The sequence below is a fragment of the Paenibacillus sp. PL91 genome, from assembly GCF_012935325.2.
Taxonomy (GTDB): Bacteria; Bacillota; Bacilli; order Paenibacillales; family Paenibacillaceae; genus Pristimantibacillus.
The window spans coordinates 56,028-76,964 of the sequence record NZ_JABBYG020000024.1; the positions used below are offsets into that span (position 1 = coordinate 56,028).

Here is a 20,937-nt window from a genome sequence, read left to right on the forward strand (position 1 = left end):
CCATTGTACAAGGTGACAAGCACCTCTTACATCGAAAAGCTGTAGAAGTAATGAATGGACGTTAGCTTTTGTGTATCCGAATCGACAAATACCTTTAAAATCGCTTCATTTCGCTCGAATGCAATACCGTCCTCCGTCACATAATCGGGCTCTCCCAGCGCTTCTTTAATCGCTTCAATCGTTGCTGGAATCTCCACGCCATCAATCAGCAACGTTTTGGAGCCCTCCGTTATTTCCACGAAATTAACCATTCCCTCACTGAATACCACATTCATATTCGGGTATTCGTAAATCTTCAATTCCTTTAAATGCGGATCTTCCGAAATACTTTTAGGCTTGCCAAGCTTCTTCACAACACTGCTGGGATCATCATAAAGAGTGATGCCGTTGACCGCTTGAAGCGTAAAAAGCTGTTTCGTCGCCTCTGGATTATTAGCTTCAGCTCCGGCTTCGGCTTCATTTGATGCATAGGTAACTTTCGTTACGGTTGAGGGAGGCATAGAAGCATTCATCATTTCATCGGCTGCTTCAGCAGATGCCTCAGCCATCACCTTGCTTGCGCTCGTTGATAAGGAATAGGTATTCGTAACCTTTCCGTAATCACTCGAAAAGGCGAATATGCCTCCGATCAAGCAGCCGATAATAATAATATTCTTCATATGATCTCCCTCCTTTTGCGGGATTGTTCTTCATCTTGTTGCTATACGTATATATAAACCATATCCGAAGCCTTGAAACAGGAACAAGCGATTTATTTTATGAAAATATCATTTTCTGCAGTTAATGCCCGAAGCCTTACTTCGTAGCGATCATAACCAAGCAAATATCATCCTTCTGGGTTTCATTGTCAAGCTCCGCGATAAAATCGCTAACGATCGCCGCATGCTCATCGGCTTCTGTTTCAATTAACTGATTCACCAATTTATCCAGCTTAGCCTCTTCATTATCGCCCAAGGATTCGCTTAAACCATCTGTATAGAGGACAAGCTTCATTTGATCTTTGTAGGCTAGGCTTCCTTTTTGGATGTCTATGCTTGGAAACAATCCAATCGCACAGCAGCCCTCCGTCAGAAGCATCTCCTGATCACCGATCAGCAGCTTGCCTGGAGGATGTCCGGCATTTACGTAATCGATCGTCCGCTTAGCTGTATCGAGCACTAAATAAATAGCGGTAAAATAGTAGTTAAGCAGCTCTTCCTTCTTATATAGCTGGTTCATATACCGGTTCAGCTCGTGCATGACCAGATCAGGCTCCGTTATACGTGTAATAGTATCCTTGAGCACCGAGGATATATACATGCAAACGAGCGAAGATGCAATGCCATGGCCCATCATATCGAGTAAAATAACGCCATATCGGTTTTCGTCAATGCGATACCAGGCGTAAAAATCGCCGGCAAGCTCCGTTGACGGCTGATAAATCGCGCTTATGCCAACTTTCTCATCATTTATCGGCTGGCTTAATACGTTTCTTTGCACTTTTTTGGCAAGCTCCAGCTTAAAGTTCACCTGCTTGTCCCTTTCTTTATGCCAATCAATCTCCTTCTTTAGCCTTAATGCAGATCTTATCCTTGCCAGCAGCTCCATCTTATTGATAGGCTTCATCACATAATCACTGGCGCCAGCATCAAGCGCCTCCGCCATTTTATTCGAATCTCCAAGCGCCGTAACAAAAATAATCGGAACATCCTTATAGCGCTCCACCTGTAAAACTCTTTTGCACGCCTCTAAGCCATCGATCTCAGGCATCATCATATCCATCAAGATCAGATCTACATTCGTTTTAGCCTCTGTTTCGGTATCAATGTCCATGAGTGCGTAAAGCTCCATAGCCGATGACGCGACTTTCAAATCCTTATAGCCCGCTTTATTTAAAATGGCTTTAATAATAATCTGATTCGTAGCATTATCATCCACGATTATAATACTCATATGCAAGCTCCCTTTTACTCCAGTATCTATTCTTCATATTTTGAGCCTAAAGATACAGAGAGTCAACTTTTAAAGCTTCTATTTGAACAAAGACCTATCCTCCCGGATAGGCCTTTGTTCGCTTCGTTACAATCATAGGAGCTATCGCTCGCTTAAACGACGTAGTGCGGGTAGTAATAAACGGCAGGGTCAAAATCTTCGCCCGTATACTCCTCGCCGCCCCAAGCGATGACCAAAATTTTATCCTGATCCATCTCGCGCTCCAGACGCTGTGAGTCCTGTTCAGAAATACCGAGCGATCTCATCTTAGCCCGCAGCTCATCTCCGTTCGAGCGGAATATGTTAGCGATTGCGGTTCCGAGGCCCTCCTCGGCAATGCCGATATTCTCAGCATCCGTGTTTTCGACGATCCGTTTCGTCCGATCCTTATCATGCGTCAGCACGAAAATTTTGTCCTTCGCATAACCTTCCGTTTGGAACTTGTACACCTGCTCTTGAACCTCGACAGCATTATTGACCGTGTGCACCTTAGTACTTGTTAGATTATTCATTGTAATTCCTCCTACTATTCATTTTTATTTGGTATTGTTCTGCTTCCTTTGAACGAGGTTAACTAACCCGTCTTCGTCCTACAATGAGAGATACGATAAAGAGAACTACGAATACGACGAATAGTATTTTTGCTATCCCAGCTAATGCGGAAGCAATTCCTAAGAAGCCGAATATACCTGCGACGATTGCAAAGATGAAAAATAATAATGCCCATCCTAACATTGGAATCACCCTTCCTTCGAAACTGTTTTTGTTGAACTTGTCATGTTATTAACCAGCCCCGCGCCCTTTGAAACAGCGTATTTTAAGGTTTTTAGCATCAAAACGACGCTATTAATGAAGAAATAGAAAGTATAGTTTTTATATGTTTCAGAAGCGTTTGTTGCGGTTAAGAGAATACACCAAACAAATCGATAATAGAAAAGGCTGGTGAGATCGATGAAAAAACAGCGTATACACGTTAATGGCATCGATTTAGTCTATGAAGAATGTGGAAATAGTAATGGAAATGCAATCGTATTACTCCACGGCTTTTGCGGCTCATCCTTATACTGGCAAAAAATATGTCCGATGCTGAGCGATCAGTATCGCGTCATCATCCCGGATCTTCGCGGTCATGGCGAATCATCGTCACCTGAGGGGACCTATACAATGGAAGCGATGGCTGAGGATATCGCAGCGCTTCTCCAAGCACTGCGAATCGAGAAGGTCGTCATGTTCGGCCATTCCTTAGGCGGCTACGTAACGGCTGCTTTCGCGGAAAAATATCCAGAAAAGCTGGCTGGCTTCGCACTCATTCATTCTACGGTGCTGCCGGATACAGATGCGGTTAAGGAAAAACGAGCAGCAGATATTGAAGCCATTCGCGAAAAAGGCATTAGCAAATACCTTTACAGCATCATTCCCGACTTGTTTTCCGATGCGAAGCTCGGTGAAATGCGCGATGAGGTCAATGAGCTGATCGGAGTCGGTCAACAAATGGAAGCACATGCCGTGATCTCCACGCTTTTAGGCATGATGCAGCGCCCTGACCGCAGCCATGTGCTCGCCAAGGCCAAGTATCCCGTCCTGCTTGTCGCCGGTGCAGAAGATGCCGTCATTAAACCTGATGACACCTTCACGGTTACGAGTCTGGAACAGTCTGAAACGACCTACAAATATCCTCATATCCTTGAAACAACGTTCGAGGACGTGGCGCATATGAGTCTTGTAGAGGTATCCGATCAACTTGCCCGGGTCATGTCAACGTATCTTAAAACGCTCTTGGAGCGTGAGAAAACGAGAACCGAGGGAAAAACCGAATTGCCCTCTCCACATTGAGTTTAGCCGCCATTTTTCAAATAAATGATTCAAAGCTAAACCGATTGGGTAAATAAGAATAGGCAGATAACCCCTATCATCTGTCATAAAATAACTGGAGGTGCTAGTTACTATGAGTAGTACGAATACTTCTTATCGAACGGGAGAAATTGTTAAGCATGATGGCAACTACATTTCAGAATCAGGCAAGAAAGATAAGCTGCAAAAGGGAGAAAAATTCCCTGCTTGTCCTGTTAGCGGTAATGAAACAACTTGGAACAATGCCGATTAGCGCTAAATAACGATGATAATAATAAGCAAGGGCTGTCTCAGAAAGTAGATTATCTACTTTTTGGGACAGCCCTTCTGGCGTTTTTCAGCTTCACACCCATCAACTTGTATGGTAGTATGGTAGTGTGAAACCGAAAGGGATGAGCCTATGGATTATCAAATACGTCCGCAGCCCTTCTCCACCAGAGATGCGGTCTATATGCAGCTAAAGGAACAAATATTGAAGCTTGAGCTTCCGCCCGGAACGCCTTTGTCGGAAAATGAAACCGCTCTCTTGTTCAAGGTCAGCCGCACGCCCGTTAGAGAAAGCTTCCTCCGCCTTGCGCAAGAGGGACTCGTCCAAGTGCTTCCGCAGCGCGGCACATTCGTTTCCTTAATTGATACGATGCTGGTGGAAGAAGCGAGATTTATGCGGGAGCAGCTGGAGAAAGCCGTCATTCTGCTCGCTTGCGACCATTTTCCGGAACCATTCCTTCTGCAACTCGAAGAGAACCTTCGCCGCCAAGAGGAATGTGTTCGACTGGAGGACGATAAAAGCATGCTGGAGCTTGATGATGCTTTCCACCGTATTTTGTTCGATGGCGCCAGCAAGAGCCATACTTGGTCGATTATGCAGCAAATGAATGCCCACTTGAATCGCAGCCGCATGCTGAGGCTGGTCGATGATCATAATTATGCGCATCTCTATGAGCAGCATCGCGTCATGGCAGACGCGATAAAGGCAAAGGACGGCACAGCCGCCGAGCGGGTAATGAAGGAGCATCTTTCTCTGAATATTGCCGATCAAGCTTTGCTGAAGGAGAAGTACCCGAATTATTATAAATGACATTGGGAGGATCGATTGGCATGCAGATGACGTTCAGATGGTTTGGCGAAGGAAACGATACGGTCCCGCTTAGCTATATTAAACAAATTCCAGGCACAGACGGCATCGTCTGGTCGCTTCACGATATGGCGGCAGGCGAGGAATGGCCAATGGAGCGGATTTTGGGGGTTAAGCGGCAAGCGGAGCAAGCTGGCCTGCATATTGACGTGGTTGAGAGCGTTAACGTACATGAGGATATTAAGCTGGGTCTCCCCACTCGCGATCTATACATAGAGAATTATAAGAAAACAATCGAGAAGCTGGGCAGCGTCGGCGTCAAAGTGATCTGCTACAATTTCATGCCGATTTTCGACTGGCTGCGAACCGACCTGCACAAGAGGATGGATAGCGGAGCTACGGCTTTATTTTATGAAAACAACCGGATTGCAGGCGCCGATCCGTTCCAATTGGTTGAAGAAATCAATGCCAACTCTGCATTGACGATGCCTGGCTGGGAGCCGGAGCGGCTTCAGCATTTGACTCAGCTGTTTGAAGCTTATCAAGGTGTAACAGAGGAGCATCTATGGGAAAATCTCCGATATTTTCTGAATGAGATCATACCGGTTGCAGCCCGCTGCGGCATCCGAATGGCTATTCACCCGGATGATCCGCCATGGCCAGTATTCGGATTGCCGCGCATTATGACCTGTCAGGATAACTTTCGAACGTTTTTGAAGCTGTATGACAGCCCTTATAACGGCATTACGCTGTGCAGCGGCTCGCTTGGCGCGAATCCAAGCAACGATATCATTGCGATGATCCATGAGTTTGCGGACCGCATTCCGTTCGCGCATATCCGCAACGTTCGCGTTTACGATAATGGAGATTTCATCGAAACCTCCCATCGCACGCAGGACGGCACAGTCGATATCGCTGGAATCGTGCGCGCGTATCATGAAATTGGATTTACCGGCTACGCAAGACCCGATCACGGCCGCCATATTTGGGATGAGCAGTGCAGACCTGGCTATGGCTTATATGACCGCGCGCTCGGCATTATGTATTTATGGGGACTTTGGGATGCTTATGAGCTTGCCGCTGCTTCAACTAGAGAGCAGGTGGCAACCATATGAATATGCTTCCCAAGCATGAATCGCTCAGCGGCAAAGTCGCAGTCATTACCGGCGGCGCAGGCGTGCTGTGCCGTGTCATGGCGCTTGAGCTTGCGCGCCAGGGCGCGAAAATAGCAATACTCAATCGTACCCTAGAGAAGGGAGCGGCTGTAGCCGAAGAAATTAATGCTGCAGGCGGTACCGCGATTGCCGTTGCTTGCGATGTGACCAGCCCAGAGAGTACTAGAACAGCCGGCGCTTCCGTGCATGAGCAGCTGGGGCCATGCGATATTTTGATTAATGGCGCTGGCGGGAACCATCCGAGCGCGAATACAACGAACGAAACGTTTAAGCCGGAGCATCTGAATGCGGAGAATATGACGACGTTATTCAACTTAAGCGTGGAGGGCTTCCGCGGCGTCATGGATCTCAACTTTGTCGGCACGCTTATCCCGACGCAAATATTTGCTGAGCAAATGCTGGGGCGGCAAGGCGCAACCATTATCAATATTTCGTCGATGAGCGCGCCGTCGCCGATGACGAAGGTTCCTGCCTACAGCGCGGCCAAAGCTGCCATCGTCAACTTCACCCAGTGGCTGGCGGTTCACCTAGCGGAGTCGGGAATCCGAGTGAACGCGATTGCCCCCGGCTTCTTCTTAACGGAGCAGAACCGCAAGCTGCTGCTCCACGATGACGGCTCCTTTACGGAGCGGTCGGGCAAAATCATCTCCCATACGCCGATGAGGCGCTTTGGCAAGCCGGAAGATCTGCTAGGCGCCTTATTATGGCTCGCTGACGAGACGACTGCCGGCTTCGTTACCGGTACGACCATACCTGTTGATGGCGGATTTTTAGCCTATTCAGGCGTTTAACCCGCAGCGCAACCTTGCGATTGATGCCGTCCCTCTTTGCTCCTCGAACTCGATTAATCCTCCGTATGAGATGGGCCATAATATGCCACCCTACAGGAGGAAAGGAGGGGGAATTGCTATGACATCATCCAAAGGCCGCCGTGAAAATGCATGGAACCAGCGTAAGCATACGCAGCATCCGCATGGCAAAGTGAAGTCGCTTGAAGAGCTAAGCCAAGAAGACGACAACGCCAAAGCCAAGCAAGATTCATAAGCAATAACCGCAGCTCCGTTCGATAAACAAAACCTCCGTCCCAAGCGAAGCCTTGGAGCGGAGGTTTTTCAAGCATTTATTCACGAACGTATACCCCGTCAAATGCTGCCGCCGCCGTAAAATCCAGCTCGGTTAGTCCGCCATCATGCCATGTCGTCATACGAAGGGTAACCATTTTATAGTCGATGGATATGAAAGGATGGTGATTAAGTCGCTCCGAGGCCTCAGCTACCTGGTTCACAAATTGGATCGCTCCGATAAAAGTAAGGAATCGATATTTTTTGGCGATCCACTTGCCGTCTTCTCGCTTCCAGCCTTCGCTAGCTGCCAAGCGCTTCTCGATTTCCGCCTCTATAAGCTTCATTTGCTCCACTCCTTTGCCCCATCATACTACGTTGCCAGTCTAACCTACAAGGAAAGAGCCCAGACAGTGTTTACGCTGCATGGACTCCTTCTTCACGTCAATCGCCGCAGCTCATAGAGGTCGCGTACATTGCACTCTACAATGTCTGCAATTGCGATCGCTGCCTTGAGCGGCATTATTCGTTTATTGTCGATATAATCGACTATCCGTTCGGGTCTAATGCGCAGCTCTGCCGCAAGCCTCTCCTTCGACATGCCGCGCTCGGCCAAGCGCTGCTCGAGCAGGCAAGGGCCAAGCTCTATTTTCATCGTGCTGTTACCTCCATTAATGGAACGTACAACACCAGTTTAACCAAACAGCTGTATCTCTAGTACGGACTGCTACTATGCAGTTTACCTTAAGCGAGTATCCAGCGCATAAATCGGAGCTGTATTCACCTCTTTAGCTGTTCACTTTCTCTTTGGTATAGCGATTAACCGGTACCTTCAAGCCTAGGTTGCCGCGAAGGGTATCGGACTCGTATTCCGTTCGGTAAATGCCGCGCTCCTGAAGAATCGGGACAACGAGTTCAACAAAATCTTTCAGACCGCTAGGAATGGAGGAATGAATAATGAACCCGTCTGCTGCGCCTTCCTCATGCCACTGCTGAATGAGATCGGCAACCTTCTCCGGCGTACCTACGAACAGGCCGCGCGGCGTTGCGGATTGCAGCGCAACCTGACGAAGCGTCAGATTTTGCTCCTTCGCCGCTTTCTTGATTTTGTCCGTGCCGCTGCGGAAGCTGTTTTGACCCAGATCGCCGAGGTCAGGGAACTGTTCATCAAGCGGATATTGAGAGAAATCATGATGCTCGAAGAAACGTCCCAAATAGTTCAAAGCGTTCTCGATCGTAACCAGCCCAGCCAGCTCTTGATACTTGCGCTCAGCCTCTTCCTCCGTTCGTCCAACAATTGGGCTGATTCCTGGAAGAATGACAATATCATCTTCCGATCGGCCTTCAGCTACCGTACGGTCTTTTACATCCTTATAGAAGGCTTTTGCCTCCTCAATGCTCTCATGGCCCGTGAATACTGCATCCGCTGCCTTGCCTGCCAGCTTCTTGCCGCTCTCGGAGGAGCCAGCTTGGAAAATAACCGGATGCCCTTGCTTCGAGCGGGCAATATTAAGCGGACCTTGTACGGAAAAATACTCTCCCTTATGATCCAAACGGTGAAGCTTAGTCGGATCGAAGAACACGCCAGACTCTTTATCTCTTACAAAAGCATCGTCTTCCCATGAATCCCATAGTCCGCGCGTCACTTCCAAGTATTCTTCTGCGATTTTGTAACGCTCGTCATGCGTCGGGTGATTGGTTTTGCTAAAGTTGCTCGCGGAGCCCTCTAGCGGTGAAGTGACCACATTCCAGCCTGCACGGCCGCCGCTAATATGGTCTAGCGAGCCAAACTGCCTAGCCACCGTAAATGGCTCGCTGTATGAGCTTGAAAGCGTGCCAACAAGCCCGATTTTTGAAGTGGCAGCCGCAAGTGCGGACAATATCGTAATCGGCTCAAAGCGATTTAAGAAATGCGGGATTGATTTCTCGTTAATGTACAAGCCGTCAGCGATAAAGACGAGGTCGAACTTGCCCGCTTCGGCCGTCTGTGCCTGCTGCTTATAAAATTGAAAGTTTACGCTTGCGTCAGCCGGAACCTCTGGATGCCGCCATGCCGACACGTTGCCTCCAACACCATGAATCAATGCGCCAAACTTTATTTGCTTGCGATTCGCCATTTTAAACAGCCTCCTCAATCTCTTATGAATATATTTGAATTAGTCCGCAATCGTGATGTCTCTATATGCAATCCGAATCAACTACACCTGCAATAAAGCTGCCTTCTTTAATTGAAGCACATAGCTCTTGACGAGCGTTTCGCCGTTCATAATATCTTTGTCGTATGCTCGCTCAAAGCCAAGCCGCTCATACAGCCTTACGGCTGAATCCATCATATCGGAAGTATGGAGATGCAGCGTCTCTGCGCCTGAGTCCCGTGCAAGCTGAGCGCTGGCGCGTATAAGCTCCGTTGCGACGCCGTAGCCGCGCGCTTTCTGCGATACGGCGAGCAGGCGAATAATCGGGGTATGAATATGAAGCTCAGGACGTCCATAGGCAGCGTCTGAGGAATCGAATAAGAATACACTTCCAACAACCTCGCCATCCAGCTCCGCAACCAAGCGCGCCTTCGTAGCCGATTCATCAACGGATGCTACAATGCTCTCCTTATACTCAATCCAGCGCGGCTCCGGCAGCACTAGCTCATATTGGCCATACGCATCGAGCAGCACGTCCAGGGTTGCATCGCGGTCCGACAGCACGGCATGACGAATAATTATTGCTTTAGCTGACATGATCCTCCACCCGCTCTCCACAAATTTAATAATGAAACCTTAGCTCGTTAAATGGTGCAGCTGGAGCCCTGCGATTGTGTCTCTCCTTGCTTGATCCGACGAATTTGCGCTAAGTGGCCCCCGACGTGTTTAACAAAAGCAGGCACGATCGCAGCAATCGATACCGGCTCGCCTTTAAAGTTGATGCCGGTCTTGTTCCATTCTTCCTCTGTCAAACGATTAAAGAGCAGGCTGTTATAGTGAACGAAAGAGCGAGCAGCAGTCAGGATCTCCTTCACATCTCCCTCGTTTGCCTTCTGGCCGGACACCCAAGCATCCTGGTTAAAAGCTGGCAGCCTTGCTTCAGAGCCAGACAAAATCTCGCGGATTCGGAACGAAACGATGATACTGTGATCAACAAGATGGGTGAGCACCTCTGTTATGCTCCAAGACGCTGGCGCAGCCTTCCACTTCAGCTGTTCCTCCGACAATCCTTTGATTTCTTGCTCAATTTCATCATACGCCTGCAAATAGGCTTGAACATCGACAGTTGACTGGCTCATGTAAGCTCCTCCTTGTAAATAACAAAAATGTTTATTTAGCGAAACGGCTAATTTCGAATAACCCAAGATCATAGCCTGTATTCTTCTTTTCCAATTTATCTGCCAAAATCTCGCCTACAACGCTTGCGAATTTGAAGCCATGCCCGGAGAATCCTCCGGCGAGCAGCACATTCGCATGTTCGGGATGCGTATCGATAATGAAATCTTCGTCAGGCGTAAACTCATATTTGCATACTGCGCTTTGCAGCAGCTTGCCTGCTGCGCCCGGCACAAAAGCATCCAGCGCGCCGCGAAGGTCTTCCTCGTCTTCCGGGTAAGTGCCAAACGGCGCAAGCGGCTCGCCGGGTGTCCATTCTACTCCCGTATCATGGCGTCCGATCTTAATGCCGGCGCCTCCGATGCTCGGAAAGCCGTAATAGCCGCCAGCAGCGCCGCCCCAAGTAAAGCCTGGGAAAACGCCTGCATCAAACGCGGGCGAGCTCGTTTCAAACCAGCCGACCACCTTGCGTACTGCACGAATCGGCAGGCTAACGTGTGCCGATAGCATTTTAAACCAAGCGCCTACGGTAACGATAATTTGCGGAGCCGTGTACGCAGCCGTCTCTGTATGAACGGTTGCGCTGGAAGGATTTGCCTCGATATGGGTAACAAAGCTATTCACAAGCAGGTCGGCGCCGGCAGCGATTGCCTGCTGCTTGTAAGCAGCTACACATTGCTCGCTATATAAGTAGCCTGCATTCGGCTCATACATCCCTTGAAAGGAATCCGGGAGCTGAATGCCCGGAAAGCGGCGGTTAATCTCGGCTGCGCGCAGCAATTCGACATGAACGCCGTTAGCGGCAGCAGCATCAAGCCTGCCTTCATAATTATAAAAGCTCGTTTCCGCCATGTTCAGCACGCCGGATCGCTCAAGCAGCTTAAGGCCGGTTGCTTTCTCCAGCGCCAGCCATCGCTCATCTGCGCGAAGCGCCATCTTCACATACGTATCGCCGCCATGGTAAGCATGTCTGATAAGCCGAGGCTCGCCATGATGGCTTCCCATGTTGTGCGGCGGATCAAAGGCATCGATGAGCAGCGTCTTCGCTCCGCGTGACGCCAGCTCATAACCAGCACTCATCCCCATCGAGCCTGCTCCGACAACGATGACATCATACGATTTCGGAATGTTGTCGCCCTCCCGGCAAGCTCTCTGCCGCCAGCTTGCGCAAAGCGTCAGAAGCTAATTTGGCAAAAAACGTTGCGGCAATCGGCAATGCCTTCTCATCCAAATCAAATGCCGGATGATGCCATTCCTGCGGACCAGCCGTTCCGAGAAACACGAACAGCCCCTCCGTTTCCTTCAAATAAAAGGCGAAGTCCTCGCCAGCAGGAGAAGGCGCCGGGCTTACTACAGTAAAACCGAGAGCCTCAGCCGTAACAGCAGCTTGATCAGCCCATTTTTGATCGTTCACAACAGCCGGCGGCCCTTCAATCCATTTCACTTGCGCCTTCGTTGCGAAAGCTGCGGCAACGCCATTTACAACCTGCTCGAAGCGTTCGCGAACCTTCGACCGAACTTGCTCGTCAAACGTACGCAGCGTGCCATCGAATACCGCCTTATCGGAAATAATATTCCAAGCGGTTCCCGCATGCAGCCTCGTCACACTGACAACCGCGCTGTCCAGCGCGCTTACGCTGCGGCTTACAATCGATTGCAGCGCCGTAATGATATGAGCCGATGTGACGATCGGATCAAGGCCAGCCTCTGGCACCGCCGCATGGCTGCCGCGCCCTTCAACCTCAACGACAAAACCATCGGCTGCCGCCATAAGCGGACCACCCTTGATGCCGATCGCGCCCACCGGCAGATCCGGCTTGTTGTGCATGCCGAACACCGCATCCACGCCTTTGAGCGCTCCGCTTGCGATGAGCTGTCCCGCGCCCTTCGCCTTTTCTTCGGCGGGCTGGAACAGAAAACGAACGGTCCCATGCAGCTCCTGCTCGCGTTCCTTCAATAAGAAGGCTGTACCGAGAATCGAAGCGGTATGGAAGTCATGTCCGCAGGCATGCATCTTGCCTGGTATTTTGGAAGCGAACGAAAGTCCCGTCTCCTCCTGTATCGGAAGTGCGTCAATATCCGCCCGAACCGCAACGGTCGGGCCGCCTTGCAGACCTCCAACCTCTGCGATTACGCCGGTTTTGAGTCCATAATCGATAATTCGAATGCCTGCATCCGTCAGCCAGCCGCGAATGGATGCCGTCGTCTCGTATTCCTCATGGGATAGCTCCGGATGCTCATGCAACTGCCGCCGGATAGCAACTAATTGCTGTTCAATGGATTCCGCCGAGAAATCGCTCATACCAATTCTCCTTCGAACGCCTCTTTCAACAGCTCAAAGGAGCGTATCCGTTTGGCGAAATCAGGGATAATCGTCGTAAAGACAAATTCATCCACGCCGTATTGCTCCTGAATTTCGAGCAGCCGCTTCCGAACCGTTTCCTTCGTGCCTCTCGTAATATCCGCATCTCTTTCTTCAGCCGTAAATTCCTCACCCGCCTGCCTAGCGAATTCCTTCGCCTGCTCAAGTGAGCCTACGTTAACCGTCTTGCCGCTTGCGAGCGTAACTCTAACGCTCTTGAAATGTCCCGCTAGCGCGTTCGCTTCCTCCTCCGAGTCCGAAGCAATCACGGACAAAGCAAGAATCGTCTTCGGCTCTGCGCCAAGCGTTCGATTGAAGCTGCTTCTGTACGTATCAAGCGCTTTGCGTGCTGTGTCTGGATCATTGTTAATGAAGAGAGCGAACGCATACGGATACCCTTTCTCCGCAGCCAGCTCCGCGCTCGAAACGCTTGTGCCGAGCAAATAAATGTCTGCAGGCTGCTTCGGCAGCGGACTTGCTTCGAGACCAGCAAGCGGATGATCTTCGCCAGTCTTGCCTATGAGCAGCTGCTCAAGCTCAGTCAGCTTCTCTGCCAAGGTTGCGGATTCCGCTACGCCCTTCTGCAGAGCTTTCGTCGAACGAGGCAGACCGCCTGGCGCGCGGCCGATCCCGAGCTCAACGCGGCCTGGCGCTAAAGAAGCGAGCACATTGAAATTTTCCGCTACTTTATATGGACTGTAATGCTGAAGCATAACGCCGCCTGATCCGATACGGATGGATGTCGTTTGAGCCAGCAAATATGCAATAAGCACCTCTGGCGAGGATCCGGCCATGCCTGGGGAATCATGATGCTCCGATACCCAGAAGCGCTCGAACCCAAGCGTTTCTGCCAGCTGCGCCAGCTTGACGGTATTTCCTAATGCTTCAGCAGCTGTTTGCCCGGGGAAAATAATACTCTGATCCAGAATGCCAAATTTCAGTGACATATTGATTCGCTCCTCTATTGGTTAGATGGAATAGACACCCTCAGGTGTGATCCGTTTCAAAAATTGCTTGGTTCTCTCTTCCTTTGGATCATTAAAAATCCGGCTTGGCTTGCCCTCTTCAACGATGACGCCGCCATCCATAAATACAACGTGGCTGGCGACATCCTGAGCAAAGCCCATTTCATGCGTGACGATAATCATCGTGATGCCTTCCTTCGCGATTTTGCGAATAACGCCAAGCACCTCGCCAACGAGCTCCGGATCAAGCGCCGAGGTTGGCTCGTCGAACAAGATGACCTCCGGATTTAGCGCAAGCGCACGAGCGATGCCAACGCGCTGCTGCTGACCGCCGGAGAGCTCGCTCGGATAGGCATCAAGCTTATTGCCAAGCCCAACCTTCTCGAGCAGCTCCACGCTTTTTTTGCGTGCCTCGTCCTTCGAAAGCTTCTTCACGATAACGAGCCCTTCCATTACATTTTCCACGGCCGTCTTATGCTTGAATAAATTATATTGTTGAAAAACCATAGCCGTCTTCTGGCGAAGCGTATGGATGTCTTTTTTGTCTGGACGCTTGCAATTTACGTTAAAATCGTCGATGGAGATTTGGCCGTCATTTGGCTTCTCCAAGTAGTTGATGCAGCGAAGCAGCGTCGTTTTGCCGGAACCGCTTGGTCCAAGTATCGCAACGACCTCGCCCTTCTCAACGGTAAGGTCAATCCCCTTCAATACCTCATTGCGCCCAAAGCTCTTTTTGATCTGTGTCAGCTTAATCATGAAACACCGCCTCGGTTGTAAAGGTTAAAGCGCTTCTCGGCTAACGCGGTCAGCCGCTCAATAATAAAGGTTAATCCCCAGAAAATAAGTGCTGCTGCGAGGTATGCCTCAAAAAACTTCCAATTTGTCGTGGCTACAATTTGCGCTTTTGCATTTATATCCACAACTGACACGGTAAATGCCAGCGTCGTACCATGCAGCATGCCTATGACCGAATTCGATAGGTTAGGCAAGCTTGCGGCGAAGGCTTGCGGCAAAATAATTCTTCGCATAGCCTGCGAAGTTGTCATCCCAATGGAATAAGCCGCTTCCATTTGTCCGCGATTAACGGCAAGGAGGCCTGATCTCACCACTTCCGACAAATATGCGCCTGCCGTAATCGAGAAAGAAATATAAGCGAACCCGATCATTGGAATGGAGATGGATCGAAACGATAAGCCTAGCGCTTCAGCTATTCCGTCAACAATAATCGGCAATCCGAAGTAGATAAGCAATAAATGGGTTAACATCGGCGTTCCGCGGATAAACGTGACATAGGATGCAGCGATGGGGTGAAGGACAGGAACCTTATACAGCCTTATGATCGCGATGGATGTACCAATGATGAGACCGCAAAAAATGGAAACGGCCGTTATCGCCAAAGCTGTAGGCACCGCTGTCAACAGCTGAAGAAATGCCGTCCATATGAATGCAAAATCAAGCTTCATTTTCCCTGCCCCCTCTGCCAAAGCCCAGCCTTACTTCGAGCCACTTTGGCTTCCCTTTTTTCACGCTAACCTCTTTGTCCTCTGTCGCCAAACGGCGTTCATGCTTCAACAGCTTGCGTTCAAGAAGATGGAACAGCTTCTCAAGTCCGAAGCTAATGACAAAGTAGATCATCGCAAGTGAGATGTACGTTTCAACAAAATGTCGGGACATGATGGCGAGCGTCTGCGACTTGCCCGTCAGTTCCATAATGCCGAGCGAGAAGGCGAGCGAAGTATCCTTCAAATTAGCAATGACTAGATTGGATAGGACAGGAATCGAGATAGCCAACGCTTGCGGAAGCACAATTCTAGTGAACGCTTGAAAGCCTGTCATGCCAACGGCGTAAGCCGCTTCAACCTGTCCGCGGTCAACTGCGCCAACAGCAGCTCGGATCATTTCCGCCATGTACGCTCCGCTGTGCAAAGCATACGTAAGGATTACAAAATACATAGCCGGCACTTTAGATACATCCATGTTAAAGAGCTTCAATATTTCAGGGAGACCGTAATAAAACAAAAAAAGCTGAATCAATATGGGCGTTCCTCTAAAAAAAGAAAGGTATACTTGCGAAAACCGCCTTAAAACCGGAATCTTATAAAGCTGGGGAAGGGCGACGATAAACCCGACGCCCAGCCCAAGTACGATGGAACTCACTACAATGAGAAGAGTGATTTTCAAGGTAGGCAGCAGCTTTACTAGATACTCGAACACATAGCTGATATCAAATGGTTCTCCCATCTAGCGATCTCACCTTTCACTCGCGTTTATTTTTCTTCGGAAGTAAAGTCGTTGCCGAGCCATTCAGAGCTTAGCTTTGCTAGCGTGCCGTCTGCTTTCAGTTCTCTGACAGCTTCATCAACCGCATCAGCAAGCTTCTTCTGTTCAGGATCATCCTTGCGGAACATGAACAAAATATCCGCTTCGCTTAGTGCCGGACCTGTTGTTTTCAGCTCTTTTTTCGAATCGATAAGCGAGAGCGTAAAGTCAGCAGAAAGGAATGCTTCTACGCGCCCTGAGGCTACTTGCGCTACTTCATCATTCGCGCCGCCGTTTTGGTACACGAGTTCAATCGCGTTGTTATTTTCTTTGTTATAGTTTTCTAAAATGGTTGCTGCCGCGCTCGTTGCCGTAGTCAATACTTTTTTGCCTTTAAGATCATCCAACGTTTGAACGGAATTATTGTCCTTTGCTACAACGATTTTGTTTCTCCAGTGCGCATAGGGCTCGGAGCTAAACAAGTATTTCTGTTCGCGTTCTGGGTTCTTCTCCATTTCGTGAGCGACCATATCGATTTTTTTCGTTTCCAAGCTTAGAAGCAGGTTTGTGAAATCAAGCGTTTGGAGATCGAACTCGTACCCAGGAAGACGTTTATCAATTTCTCTTACAAGCTCGACGTCAAAGCCGGTCAGCTTGCCGTTCTCGTCGATAAAGCAAACTTGAGGAAATTGTGTTCCTGTGCCTACAACGATCTTCGTTACTTTCTCGGAAGCTTCTCCGCTAGCTGGTTCTGATTGATTCCCGGCATTATTTTCTTTGTTGCCGCAGCCTGCAAGCGTTAGTGTAAGGATAAGTGCGATTGATAAAATAAACTGTTTTTTCATCTTGTTCTCCCCCAAAATCATTAAGTTTTTAATCCTTATAATTCCTACCCGTTAAGTAAGGATTAGCGTTGAACATACTTTACCACCTCATTGCAGACTACGTCAATCCTCTTGCTTATAGAGATCTTCTATAAGTAAATTGATATGTCTGATTGATCCTCTCTGCAATAAAAAAGTCCGCTGCTTCAGAAATAGCAGCGGACGAATAGGCTTAATTCCATTATTCCAATCGGCTTTACTGGCCATACAAATGTATCATGGCAAACACTCTTTTTGATAATAGAGCTTTTCTATAACAGCAATTAAATTGCCGATAAGCGCAAGCTTGCTTCAGCTAATTGCTTGCTGATTTCCGTAATGGCATCTAGAAATTCTAGATGCTCGCCATGCTGCGAAATCAAATTAGTTTGCAAGGATATGCCTTCCGTCTCGGGAACGCGGATCGGATACAGCTTTCCTTCTTGTATTTCCTGCTGGACGCACAAGCCTGGGAGAAAGCCGATACCCGCTTTCTGAATAACGAGCTTTTTGGCCATTTCAGAATTATCGGTATGGATTTGAATATTGGGCGGCGATTCCAGATGCTCGAAAATACGATGAATACGAAGCCAGTCCAAGGAGCCGCATTCAAAAAATACGAGCGGCTGCTCCGCTATGGCTTCAATTGTCAGGTTAGCCGTCGTTAAAAATGGATGCCCGTCATAGGCATACAGCCGGATCGGGTCCTCGTAAAATTTAGTTGATTGCAGGCTCGGATGATTGACTTTGCGCACAAAGCCAATATCTACTTCCTTGCTGAGCACCTTATTCATAATCTCATCCGTTGTCCCAGTGACTAGCTTATAATGAGTGTTCGGATATTTAAGCTTTAAACGCGGCAACAAGTCCGGAATAATATAATTGGATACCGATACGGTACAGCCGATTCGGAACTCATTCGGAAGCGACTTCTTCTGATTGATGTGGTGCTTGCCCTTCTGATAAATAAGGAGCAGCTGCTGCGCGTAGGGCAAGAAACGTTTGCCATCCTCTGTAATTTGAATTTGCTTGCCTTGTCGGTCGAACAGCTTGCAGTCAAGCTCCTGCTCAAGCGACTTGATCCGGGCGGTTACGGAAGGCTGAGACAAATATAAGGCATCAGCCGCCTTATTGAAGCTGCCGCAATGGATAACGTAGACGAACGCCTCGATATTTTCAATATTGATAGGAAACACCCCTCGCTCACCTAATGCCAACTAAACCAATAAGAATATATTTAATTAAAAATAACAAACTAACCGTTCGCTGTCAATCAAACAATCGTAATCGTATCCCGTACTTCCCTTCATTCTTTGATTTCAAAACAAAAAGCCGTGAATGAACAACGTTCACTCACGGCTTTCATGTCTATCGAGGGAATGTCTTATTGCCTGGATTGGCGTTGCCGCTTCGGCCTCTGAATTTCTGAAACAGCGTACGCAGATAAGGAAGTACAAAGAAATCGCAGCCGAATTTCCCTGCGTTCGCGCCTGCCACGAATACGAGCATCCCGATCAGCATAAGCCATGGATTAGTCGATACGGTGCCTGCGAACATGAACATAAAGTTCATCAAAAGTCCAAAGAATGCGGCAGCTGTCGTAAGCGCGCCTAGGATAAGTCCAAGTCCAACCAGAAATTCGCCAAAAGGAATGAGTATATTAATGATTTTGGCATTCGGCAGTGCAAAATGCTCAAGAAACGCGATATACGTCGGATATACTAATTCATTGGTGCCCTTATCCACTACAGGATTGCCCATCGCACCCTTCAAAAACCCGCTTGCATCGAAGCCTCCCAGCTTATGCCAGCCCGCGCTCAGCCATTGCCAGCCCAAGTATACGCGCAATATTAGCATTAGCCCTGCTGCATATTGGTTTTCACTTAGCCATCTGATCACCATGAGGATCAGCTCCTTTTATTATGATCTTTCTTCACGATAAGACTTCTCTTATGCTGCAAGTATGTGATCCATTTCACAATACATGCGATATGGAAGCCTATTTTTCAACCTTGCGCTAGCATCGCTTTTTATACCGAGATCGTATCGATAAGCTCCTTTAGCTTGTTTGCGGAACGGTGGAGCAATGCCTTTTCTTCCTCTGTGATCGGAATATCGAGCACTTCTCTCACCCCTTGGCGATCGACGACACAAGGAACGCCCATATATACATCGGATAAGCCATGGTAGTTGTCTACCAGCGTGGATACATTGAGCACAGCCGATTCATTACGTAAAATGGCCGTTACAATTCGATCCAATGCCAGTGCAATCGCATAATAAGTTGCACCCTTCGCTTCAATAATTTCATAGGCTGCATCTCTTGTGTGGACAAAAATGTCCGATTTCTCTTCCTCGCTAAGCGCAATCGACGAGCCTGCCACGTTGGCGAGGCTCCAAACCGGCAGCTCAGAATCGCCATGCTCCCCAATAATATGGGCATGAACGCTGCGCGGATCAAGCTTCAGCCGCTCGCCAATGAGATAGCGGAAACGTGCGCTGTCGAGCAATGTGCCTGAGCCAATGACGCGATGCGTCGGCCAGCCGGATTTTTGCCAGCAGAAGTAACTCATAATATCTACCGGATTTGTCGCAATGAGCAGGATGCCGTCATCATTATATTTCAATACTTCCGATACGATACTCTCGTAAATGGCGATGTTGCGCTTCAATAGATTTAGCCTTGGCTCGCCAGGCTTCTGGGCGGCTCCTGCCGTAATGATAACGATATCGGCGCCCTTGCAATCCTCGTAAGTGCCTGCCCATACTTTGGTCTGCCCGAGAAACGGCATGCCATGATTCATATCGAGCGCATCTCCGACTGCTTTGCCTGCATTGGCATCAATAAGCACCAGCTCATCCATTCGACCGCGAAGCAGCAGCGTATATGCTGTTGTTGATCCTACGGCTCCTACTCCAATGACTACGACCTTCGTTTTTTTCATCGTTGTTCCACCTCATCAAATGGTTTATTTACGTAATAATACATGAAGCCCATAAGGACTGAACCGCCGATTAAATTGCCAAGCGTCACCGGCACTAAATTATGAATCATGCCGCCGAGTGAAATCGTCCCCGGATGGTTCAGAACGAGCGCAATGGCGAAGGTGCAAAGATTGGCAATGCTATGTTCATAGCCTGAGATAAAGAAACAGAACACGAACAGCATCATCGCGAACAGCTTCGGCCCATCTCCCCTTAGCGACATCGGGACAAAAAACGCCAAGCAGACTAGCCAGTTACACAATACCCCTCGGAAAAACAATTCCCATACCGGAGCGTGAAGCTTCTTCTCTACAACACTTAGCAAAAATCCGTTTACCGAAGCATCCTCAAATAATCCCGTTGCCCAGATTAGCAATGCGAAGGCGACTGCCCCAAGGAAATTGCCTGCGTAGCTTGTGCACCATAGCTTGACGACGCTCGCCCATTTCATTTTGCCGCGGAGAGCTGTGAAGGTGAAGTAAAAGGTGTTGCCGGTAAACAGGTCTCCTCCGCCGTAGGCAATTAGAATGATCGCGGCCCCAAATGTTATGGCAGCCATCGGATAGGTGAGCGGGCTATGTGTGACGTAGAAGAAGCTGCCCGTCTTGAACGCTACGATTACGCCAAACCCGATAAACATGCTCGCTAGCATGGCTCGCAATATATACCTCAGCTTGCTGGTCAGAAACACTTTTTGTTTCTTCAAAGCAAGCTGCTCAACCCTTCTCAAAGGAGCATGCTCCATCTGATAGTCCTCCTAATGTTTTGTTGTTCGCTTTGAAGTTTGGCTCGCTTGCCCTTGCCACACCTTTAGTTTAGGGTATTCCTTTCCATTTGTATGTCGGGGAACTCCCTGAACTATGGCTAAGGGTTTCTGCGCGAAAGCCGTATGATAAATAGGGAGCTTCCCCGATGCGGCAGTACTTTTTTTCGGATGGGTTGATGCTTGAAGCTGCTGCAGCCACTGGAATCTATACTAACGGGAAAAATACATCTAGAATAAAAAGTGGACACCTCGTTAAGAGAAATCAATAATGAATATATCTAGGAGGTGTTCGC

26 protein-coding genes are annotated in these 20,937 nt (G+C 48.8%); 6 read left to right on the forward strand and 20 right to left on the reverse strand.

Features of this window, described 5'->3' with window-relative positions; genetic code table 11:
• Positions 1–26 precede the first annotated feature (26 nt).
• From HI950_RS31320 to HI950_RS31335, 4 genes are all read right to left on the reverse strand, one after another.
• Positions 27–659, reverse strand: coding sequence for a hypothetical protein (locus HI950_RS31320; protein ID WP_169090371.1), 633 nt, complete (start codon positions 657–659; stop codon positions 27–29).
• A 136-nt stretch (positions 660–795) separates the two neighbouring features.
• Positions 796–1,932 (reverse strand): SpoIIE family protein phosphatase, encoded by a 1,137-nt coding sequence (locus tag HI950_RS31325; protein ID WP_169090373.1) that lies wholly within the window; start codon positions 1,930–1,932, stop codon positions 796–798.
• A 152-nt stretch (positions 1,933–2,084) separates the two neighbouring features.
• Positions 2,085–2,483 (reverse strand): YflT domain-containing protein, encoded by a 399-nt coding sequence (locus HI950_RS31330; protein ID WP_169090375.1) that lies wholly within the window; start codon positions 2,481–2,483, stop codon positions 2,085–2,087.
• 58 nt (positions 2,484–2,541) lie between these two features.
• A complete protein-coding gene (locus HI950_RS31335) occupies positions 2,542–2,706 on the reverse strand; it encodes a DUF1328 domain-containing protein (RefSeq protein ID WP_065385664.1) in 165 nt (54 codons plus the stop codon).
• Positions 2,707–2,922: 216 nt separating this feature from the next.
• On the opposite strand from HI950_RS31335, the gene HI950_RS31340 reads away from it, so the two are divergent.
• From HI950_RS31340 to HI950_RS36215, 6 genes are all read left to right on the forward strand, one after another.
• Positions 2,923–3,804: an alpha/beta fold hydrolase gene (locus HI950_RS31340; RefSeq protein ID WP_169090377.1), complete on the forward strand. Its 882-nt coding sequence runs from the start codon at positions 2,923–2,925 to the stop codon at positions 3,802–3,804.
• A gap of 112 nt (positions 3,805–3,916) precedes the next feature.
• A complete protein-coding gene (locus HI950_RS31345; RefSeq protein WP_169090379.1) occupies positions 3,917–4,075 on the forward strand; it encodes a hypothetical protein in 159 nt (52 codons plus the stop codon).
• A gap of 147 nt (positions 4,076–4,222) precedes the next feature.
• Positions 4,223–4,900 carry a GntR family transcriptional regulator gene (locus tag HI950_RS31350; protein ID WP_169090381.1) on the forward strand — a complete coding sequence of 226 codons (678 nt, stop codon included), beginning with the start codon at positions 4,223–4,225 and terminating at the stop codon, positions 4,898–4,900.
• Positions 4,901–4,920: 20 nt separating this feature from the next.
• Positions 4,921–6,012, forward strand: coding sequence for a mannonate dehydratase (uxuA, locus tag HI950_RS31355; protein ID WP_169090383.1), 1,092 nt, complete (start codon positions 4,921–4,923; stop codon positions 6,010–6,012).
• The gene (locus HI950_RS31360; protein WP_169090385.1) at positions 6,009–6,863 is read left to right on the forward strand and encodes an SDR family oxidoreductase; all 855 of its coding nucleotides are present in this window, start codon (positions 6,009–6,011) and stop codon (positions 6,861–6,863) included. Before uxuA ends, HI950_RS31360 begins: the two co-directional genes overlap by 4 nt.
• A gap of 118 nt (positions 6,864–6,981) precedes the next feature.
• Positions 6,982–7,116 (forward strand): DUF6254 family protein, encoded by a 135-nt coding sequence (locus HI950_RS36215; RefSeq protein WP_223285630.1) that lies wholly within the window; start codon positions 6,982–6,984, stop codon positions 7,114–7,116.
• A 76-nt stretch (positions 7,117–7,192) separates the two neighbouring features.
• On the opposite strand, the gene HI950_RS31365 is transcribed toward HI950_RS36215, so the two are convergent.
• The 16 genes from HI950_RS31365 to HI950_RS31440 form a co-directional block, all read right to left on the reverse strand.
• Positions 7,193–7,480, reverse strand: a complete 288-nt coding sequence (locus HI950_RS31365) for a 4a-hydroxytetrahydrobiopterin dehydratase (protein WP_169090387.1) — start codon at positions 7,478–7,480, stop codon at positions 7,193–7,195.
• A gap of 92 nt (positions 7,481–7,572) precedes the next feature.
• A complete protein-coding gene (locus HI950_RS31370; protein ID WP_169090389.1) occupies positions 7,573–7,788 on the reverse strand; it encodes a helix-turn-helix domain-containing protein in 216 nt (71 codons plus the stop codon).
• Between the two features lie 133 nt (positions 7,789–7,921).
• On the reverse strand, positions 7,922–9,250 hold the full coding sequence (locus tag HI950_RS31375; RefSeq protein WP_169090391.1) for an LLM class flavin-dependent oxidoreductase: 1,329 nt from the start codon (positions 9,248–9,250) through the stop codon (positions 7,922–7,924).
• Positions 9,251–9,331: 81 nt separating this feature from the next.
• Positions 9,332–9,868, reverse strand: coding sequence for a GNAT family N-acetyltransferase (locus tag HI950_RS31380; RefSeq protein ID WP_169090426.1), 537 nt, complete (start codon positions 9,866–9,868; stop codon positions 9,332–9,334).
• 44 nt (positions 9,869–9,912) lie between these two features.
• A complete protein-coding gene (locus tag HI950_RS31385) occupies positions 9,913–10,407 on the reverse strand; it encodes a DinB family protein (RefSeq protein WP_169090393.1) in 495 nt (164 codons plus the stop codon).
• A gap of 31 nt (positions 10,408–10,438) precedes the next feature.
• Entirely contained in the window at positions 10,439–11,572 is a 1,134-nt protein-coding gene (gene solA / locus HI950_RS31390) for an N-methyl-L-tryptophan oxidase (RefSeq protein WP_317618487.1), read from the reverse strand.
• The gene (locus tag HI950_RS31395; RefSeq protein WP_169090397.1) at positions 11,556–12,746 is read right to left on the reverse strand and encodes an amidohydrolase; all 1,191 of its coding nucleotides are present in this window, start codon (positions 12,744–12,746) and stop codon (positions 11,556–11,558) included. The genes solA and HI950_RS31395 overlap by 17 nt, the downstream gene beginning before the upstream one ends.
• Positions 12,743–13,753, reverse strand: a complete 1,011-nt coding sequence (locus HI950_RS31400) for an LLM class flavin-dependent oxidoreductase (protein WP_169090399.1) — start codon at positions 13,751–13,753, stop codon at positions 12,743–12,745. The genes HI950_RS31395 and HI950_RS31400 overlap by 4 nt, the downstream gene beginning before the upstream one ends.
• 21 nt (positions 13,754–13,774) lie before the next feature.
• Positions 13,775–14,527: an amino acid ABC transporter ATP-binding protein gene (locus HI950_RS31405; RefSeq protein ID WP_169090401.1), complete on the reverse strand. Its 753-nt coding sequence runs from the start codon at positions 14,525–14,527 to the stop codon at positions 13,775–13,777.
• A complete protein-coding gene (locus HI950_RS31410) occupies positions 14,524–15,234 on the reverse strand; it encodes an amino acid ABC transporter permease (protein WP_169090403.1) in 711 nt (236 codons plus the stop codon). Before HI950_RS31410 ends, HI950_RS31405 begins: the two co-directional genes overlap by 4 nt.
• Positions 15,224–16,012, reverse strand: coding sequence for an amino acid ABC transporter permease (locus tag HI950_RS31415; RefSeq protein ID WP_169090405.1), 789 nt, complete (start codon positions 16,010–16,012; stop codon positions 15,224–15,226). The genes HI950_RS31410 and HI950_RS31415 overlap by 11 nt, the downstream gene beginning before the upstream one ends.
• A 26-nt stretch (positions 16,013–16,038) precedes the next feature.
• A complete protein-coding gene (locus HI950_RS31420; protein WP_169090407.1) occupies positions 16,039–16,875 on the reverse strand; it encodes a transporter substrate-binding domain-containing protein in 837 nt (278 codons plus the stop codon).
• Between the two features lie 302 nt (positions 16,876–17,177).
• Entirely contained in the window at positions 17,178–18,080 is a 903-nt protein-coding gene (locus HI950_RS31425) for a LysR family transcriptional regulator (protein WP_169090428.1), read from the reverse strand.
• Positions 18,081–18,261: 181 nt separating this feature from the next.
• Positions 18,262–18,795 (reverse strand): DoxX family protein, encoded by a 534-nt coding sequence (locus tag HI950_RS31430; RefSeq protein WP_169090408.1) that lies wholly within the window; start codon positions 18,793–18,795, stop codon positions 18,262–18,264.
• 128 nt (positions 18,796–18,923) lie between these two features.
• Positions 18,924–19,838 (reverse strand): L-lactate dehydrogenase, encoded by a 915-nt coding sequence (locus HI950_RS31435; RefSeq protein ID WP_169090410.1) that lies wholly within the window; start codon positions 19,836–19,838, stop codon positions 18,924–18,926.
• Positions 19,835–20,623: a formate/nitrite transporter family protein gene (locus HI950_RS31440; RefSeq protein WP_169090412.1), complete on the reverse strand. Its 789-nt coding sequence runs from the start codon at positions 20,621–20,623 to the stop codon at positions 19,835–19,837. The genes HI950_RS31435 and HI950_RS31440 overlap by 4 nt, the downstream gene beginning before the upstream one ends.
• Positions 20,624–20,937: the final 314 nt, after the last annotated feature.

Excerpts from the sequence above, each read along its gene's own strand:
- HI950_RS31385 (WP_169090393.1), bottom strand. The coding sequence starts at position 10,407 with ATGAGCCAGTCAACTGTCGATGTTCAAGCCTATTTGCAGGCGTATGAT.
- HI950_RS31360 (WP_169090385.1), top strand. The coding sequence starts at position 6,009 with ATGAATATGCTTCCCAAGCATGAATCGCTCAGCGGCAAAGTCGCAGTC.
- HI950_RS31435 (WP_169090410.1), bottom strand. The coding sequence starts at position 19,838 with ATGAAAAAAACGAAGGTCGTAGTCATTGGAGTAGGAGCCGTAGGATCA.
- HI950_RS31430 (WP_169090408.1), bottom strand. The coding sequence starts at position 18,795 with ATGGTGATCAGATGGCTAAGTGAAAACCAATATGCAGCAGGGCTAATG.
- HI950_RS31405 (WP_169090401.1), bottom strand. The coding sequence starts at position 14,527 with ATGATTAAGCTGACACAGATCAAAAAGAGCTTTGGGCGCAATGAGGTA.
- HI950_RS31400 (WP_169090399.1), bottom strand. The coding sequence starts at position 13,753 with ATGTCACTGAAATTTGGCATTCTGGATCAGAGTATTATTTTCCCCGGG.
- HI950_RS31420 (WP_169090407.1), bottom strand. The coding sequence starts at position 16,875 with ATGAAAAAACAGTTTATTTTATCAATCGCACTTATCCTTACACTAACG.
- HI950_RS31330 (WP_169090375.1), bottom strand. The coding sequence starts at position 2,483 with ATGAATAATCTAACAAGTACTAAGGTGCACACGGTCAATAATGCTGTC.
- HI950_RS31350 (WP_169090381.1), top strand. The coding sequence starts at position 4,223 with ATGGATTATCAAATACGTCCGCAGCCCTTCTCCACCAGAGATGCGGTC.
- HI950_RS31440 (WP_169090412.1), bottom strand. The coding sequence starts at position 20,623 with ATGGAGCATGCTCCTTTGAGAAGGGTTGAGCAGCTTGCTTTGAAGAAA.
- HI950_RS31340 (WP_169090377.1), top strand. The coding sequence starts at position 2,923 with ATGAAAAAACAGCGTATACACGTTAATGGCATCGATTTAGTCTATGAA.
- HI950_RS31410 (WP_169090403.1), bottom strand. The coding sequence starts at position 15,234 with ATGAAGCTTGATTTTGCATTCATATGGACGGCATTTCTTCAGCTGTTG.
- HI950_RS31415 (WP_169090405.1), bottom strand. The coding sequence starts at position 16,012 with ATGGGAGAACCATTTGATATCAGCTATGTGTTCGAGTATCTAGTAAAG.
- HI950_RS31395 (WP_169090397.1), bottom strand. The coding sequence starts at position 12,746 with ATGAGCGATTTCTCGGCGGAATCCATTGAACAGCAATTAGTTGCTATC.
- HI950_RS36215 (WP_223285630.1), top strand. The coding sequence starts at position 6,982 with ATGACATCATCCAAAGGCCGCCGTGAAAATGCATGGAACCAGCGTAAG.
- HI950_RS31325 (WP_169090373.1), bottom strand. The coding sequence starts at position 1,932 with ATGAGTATTATAATCGTGGATGATAATGCTACGAATCAGATTATTATT.
- HI950_RS31375 (WP_169090391.1), bottom strand. The coding sequence starts at position 9,250 with ATGGCGAATCGCAAGCAAATAAAGTTTGGCGCATTGATTCATGGTGTT.
- HI950_RS31365 (WP_169090387.1), bottom strand. The coding sequence starts at position 7,480 with ATGAAGCTTATAGAGGCGGAAATCGAGAAGCGCTTGGCAGCTAGCGAA.
- HI950_RS31335 (WP_065385664.1), bottom strand. The coding sequence starts at position 2,706 with ATGTTAGGATGGGCATTATTATTTTTCATCTTTGCAATCGTCGCAGGT.
- HI950_RS31370 (WP_169090389.1), bottom strand. The coding sequence starts at position 7,788 with ATGAAAATAGAGCTTGGCCCTTGCCTGCTCGAGCAGCGCTTGGCCGAG.
- HI950_RS31345 (WP_169090379.1), top strand. The coding sequence starts at position 3,917 with ATGAGTAGTACGAATACTTCTTATCGAACGGGAGAAATTGTTAAGCAT.
- uxuA (WP_169090383.1), top strand. The coding sequence starts at position 4,921 with ATGCAGATGACGTTCAGATGGTTTGGCGAAGGAAACGATACGGTCCCG.
- HI950_RS31320 (WP_169090371.1), bottom strand. The coding sequence starts at position 659 with ATGAAGAATATTATTATTATCGGCTGCTTGATCGGAGGCATATTCGCC.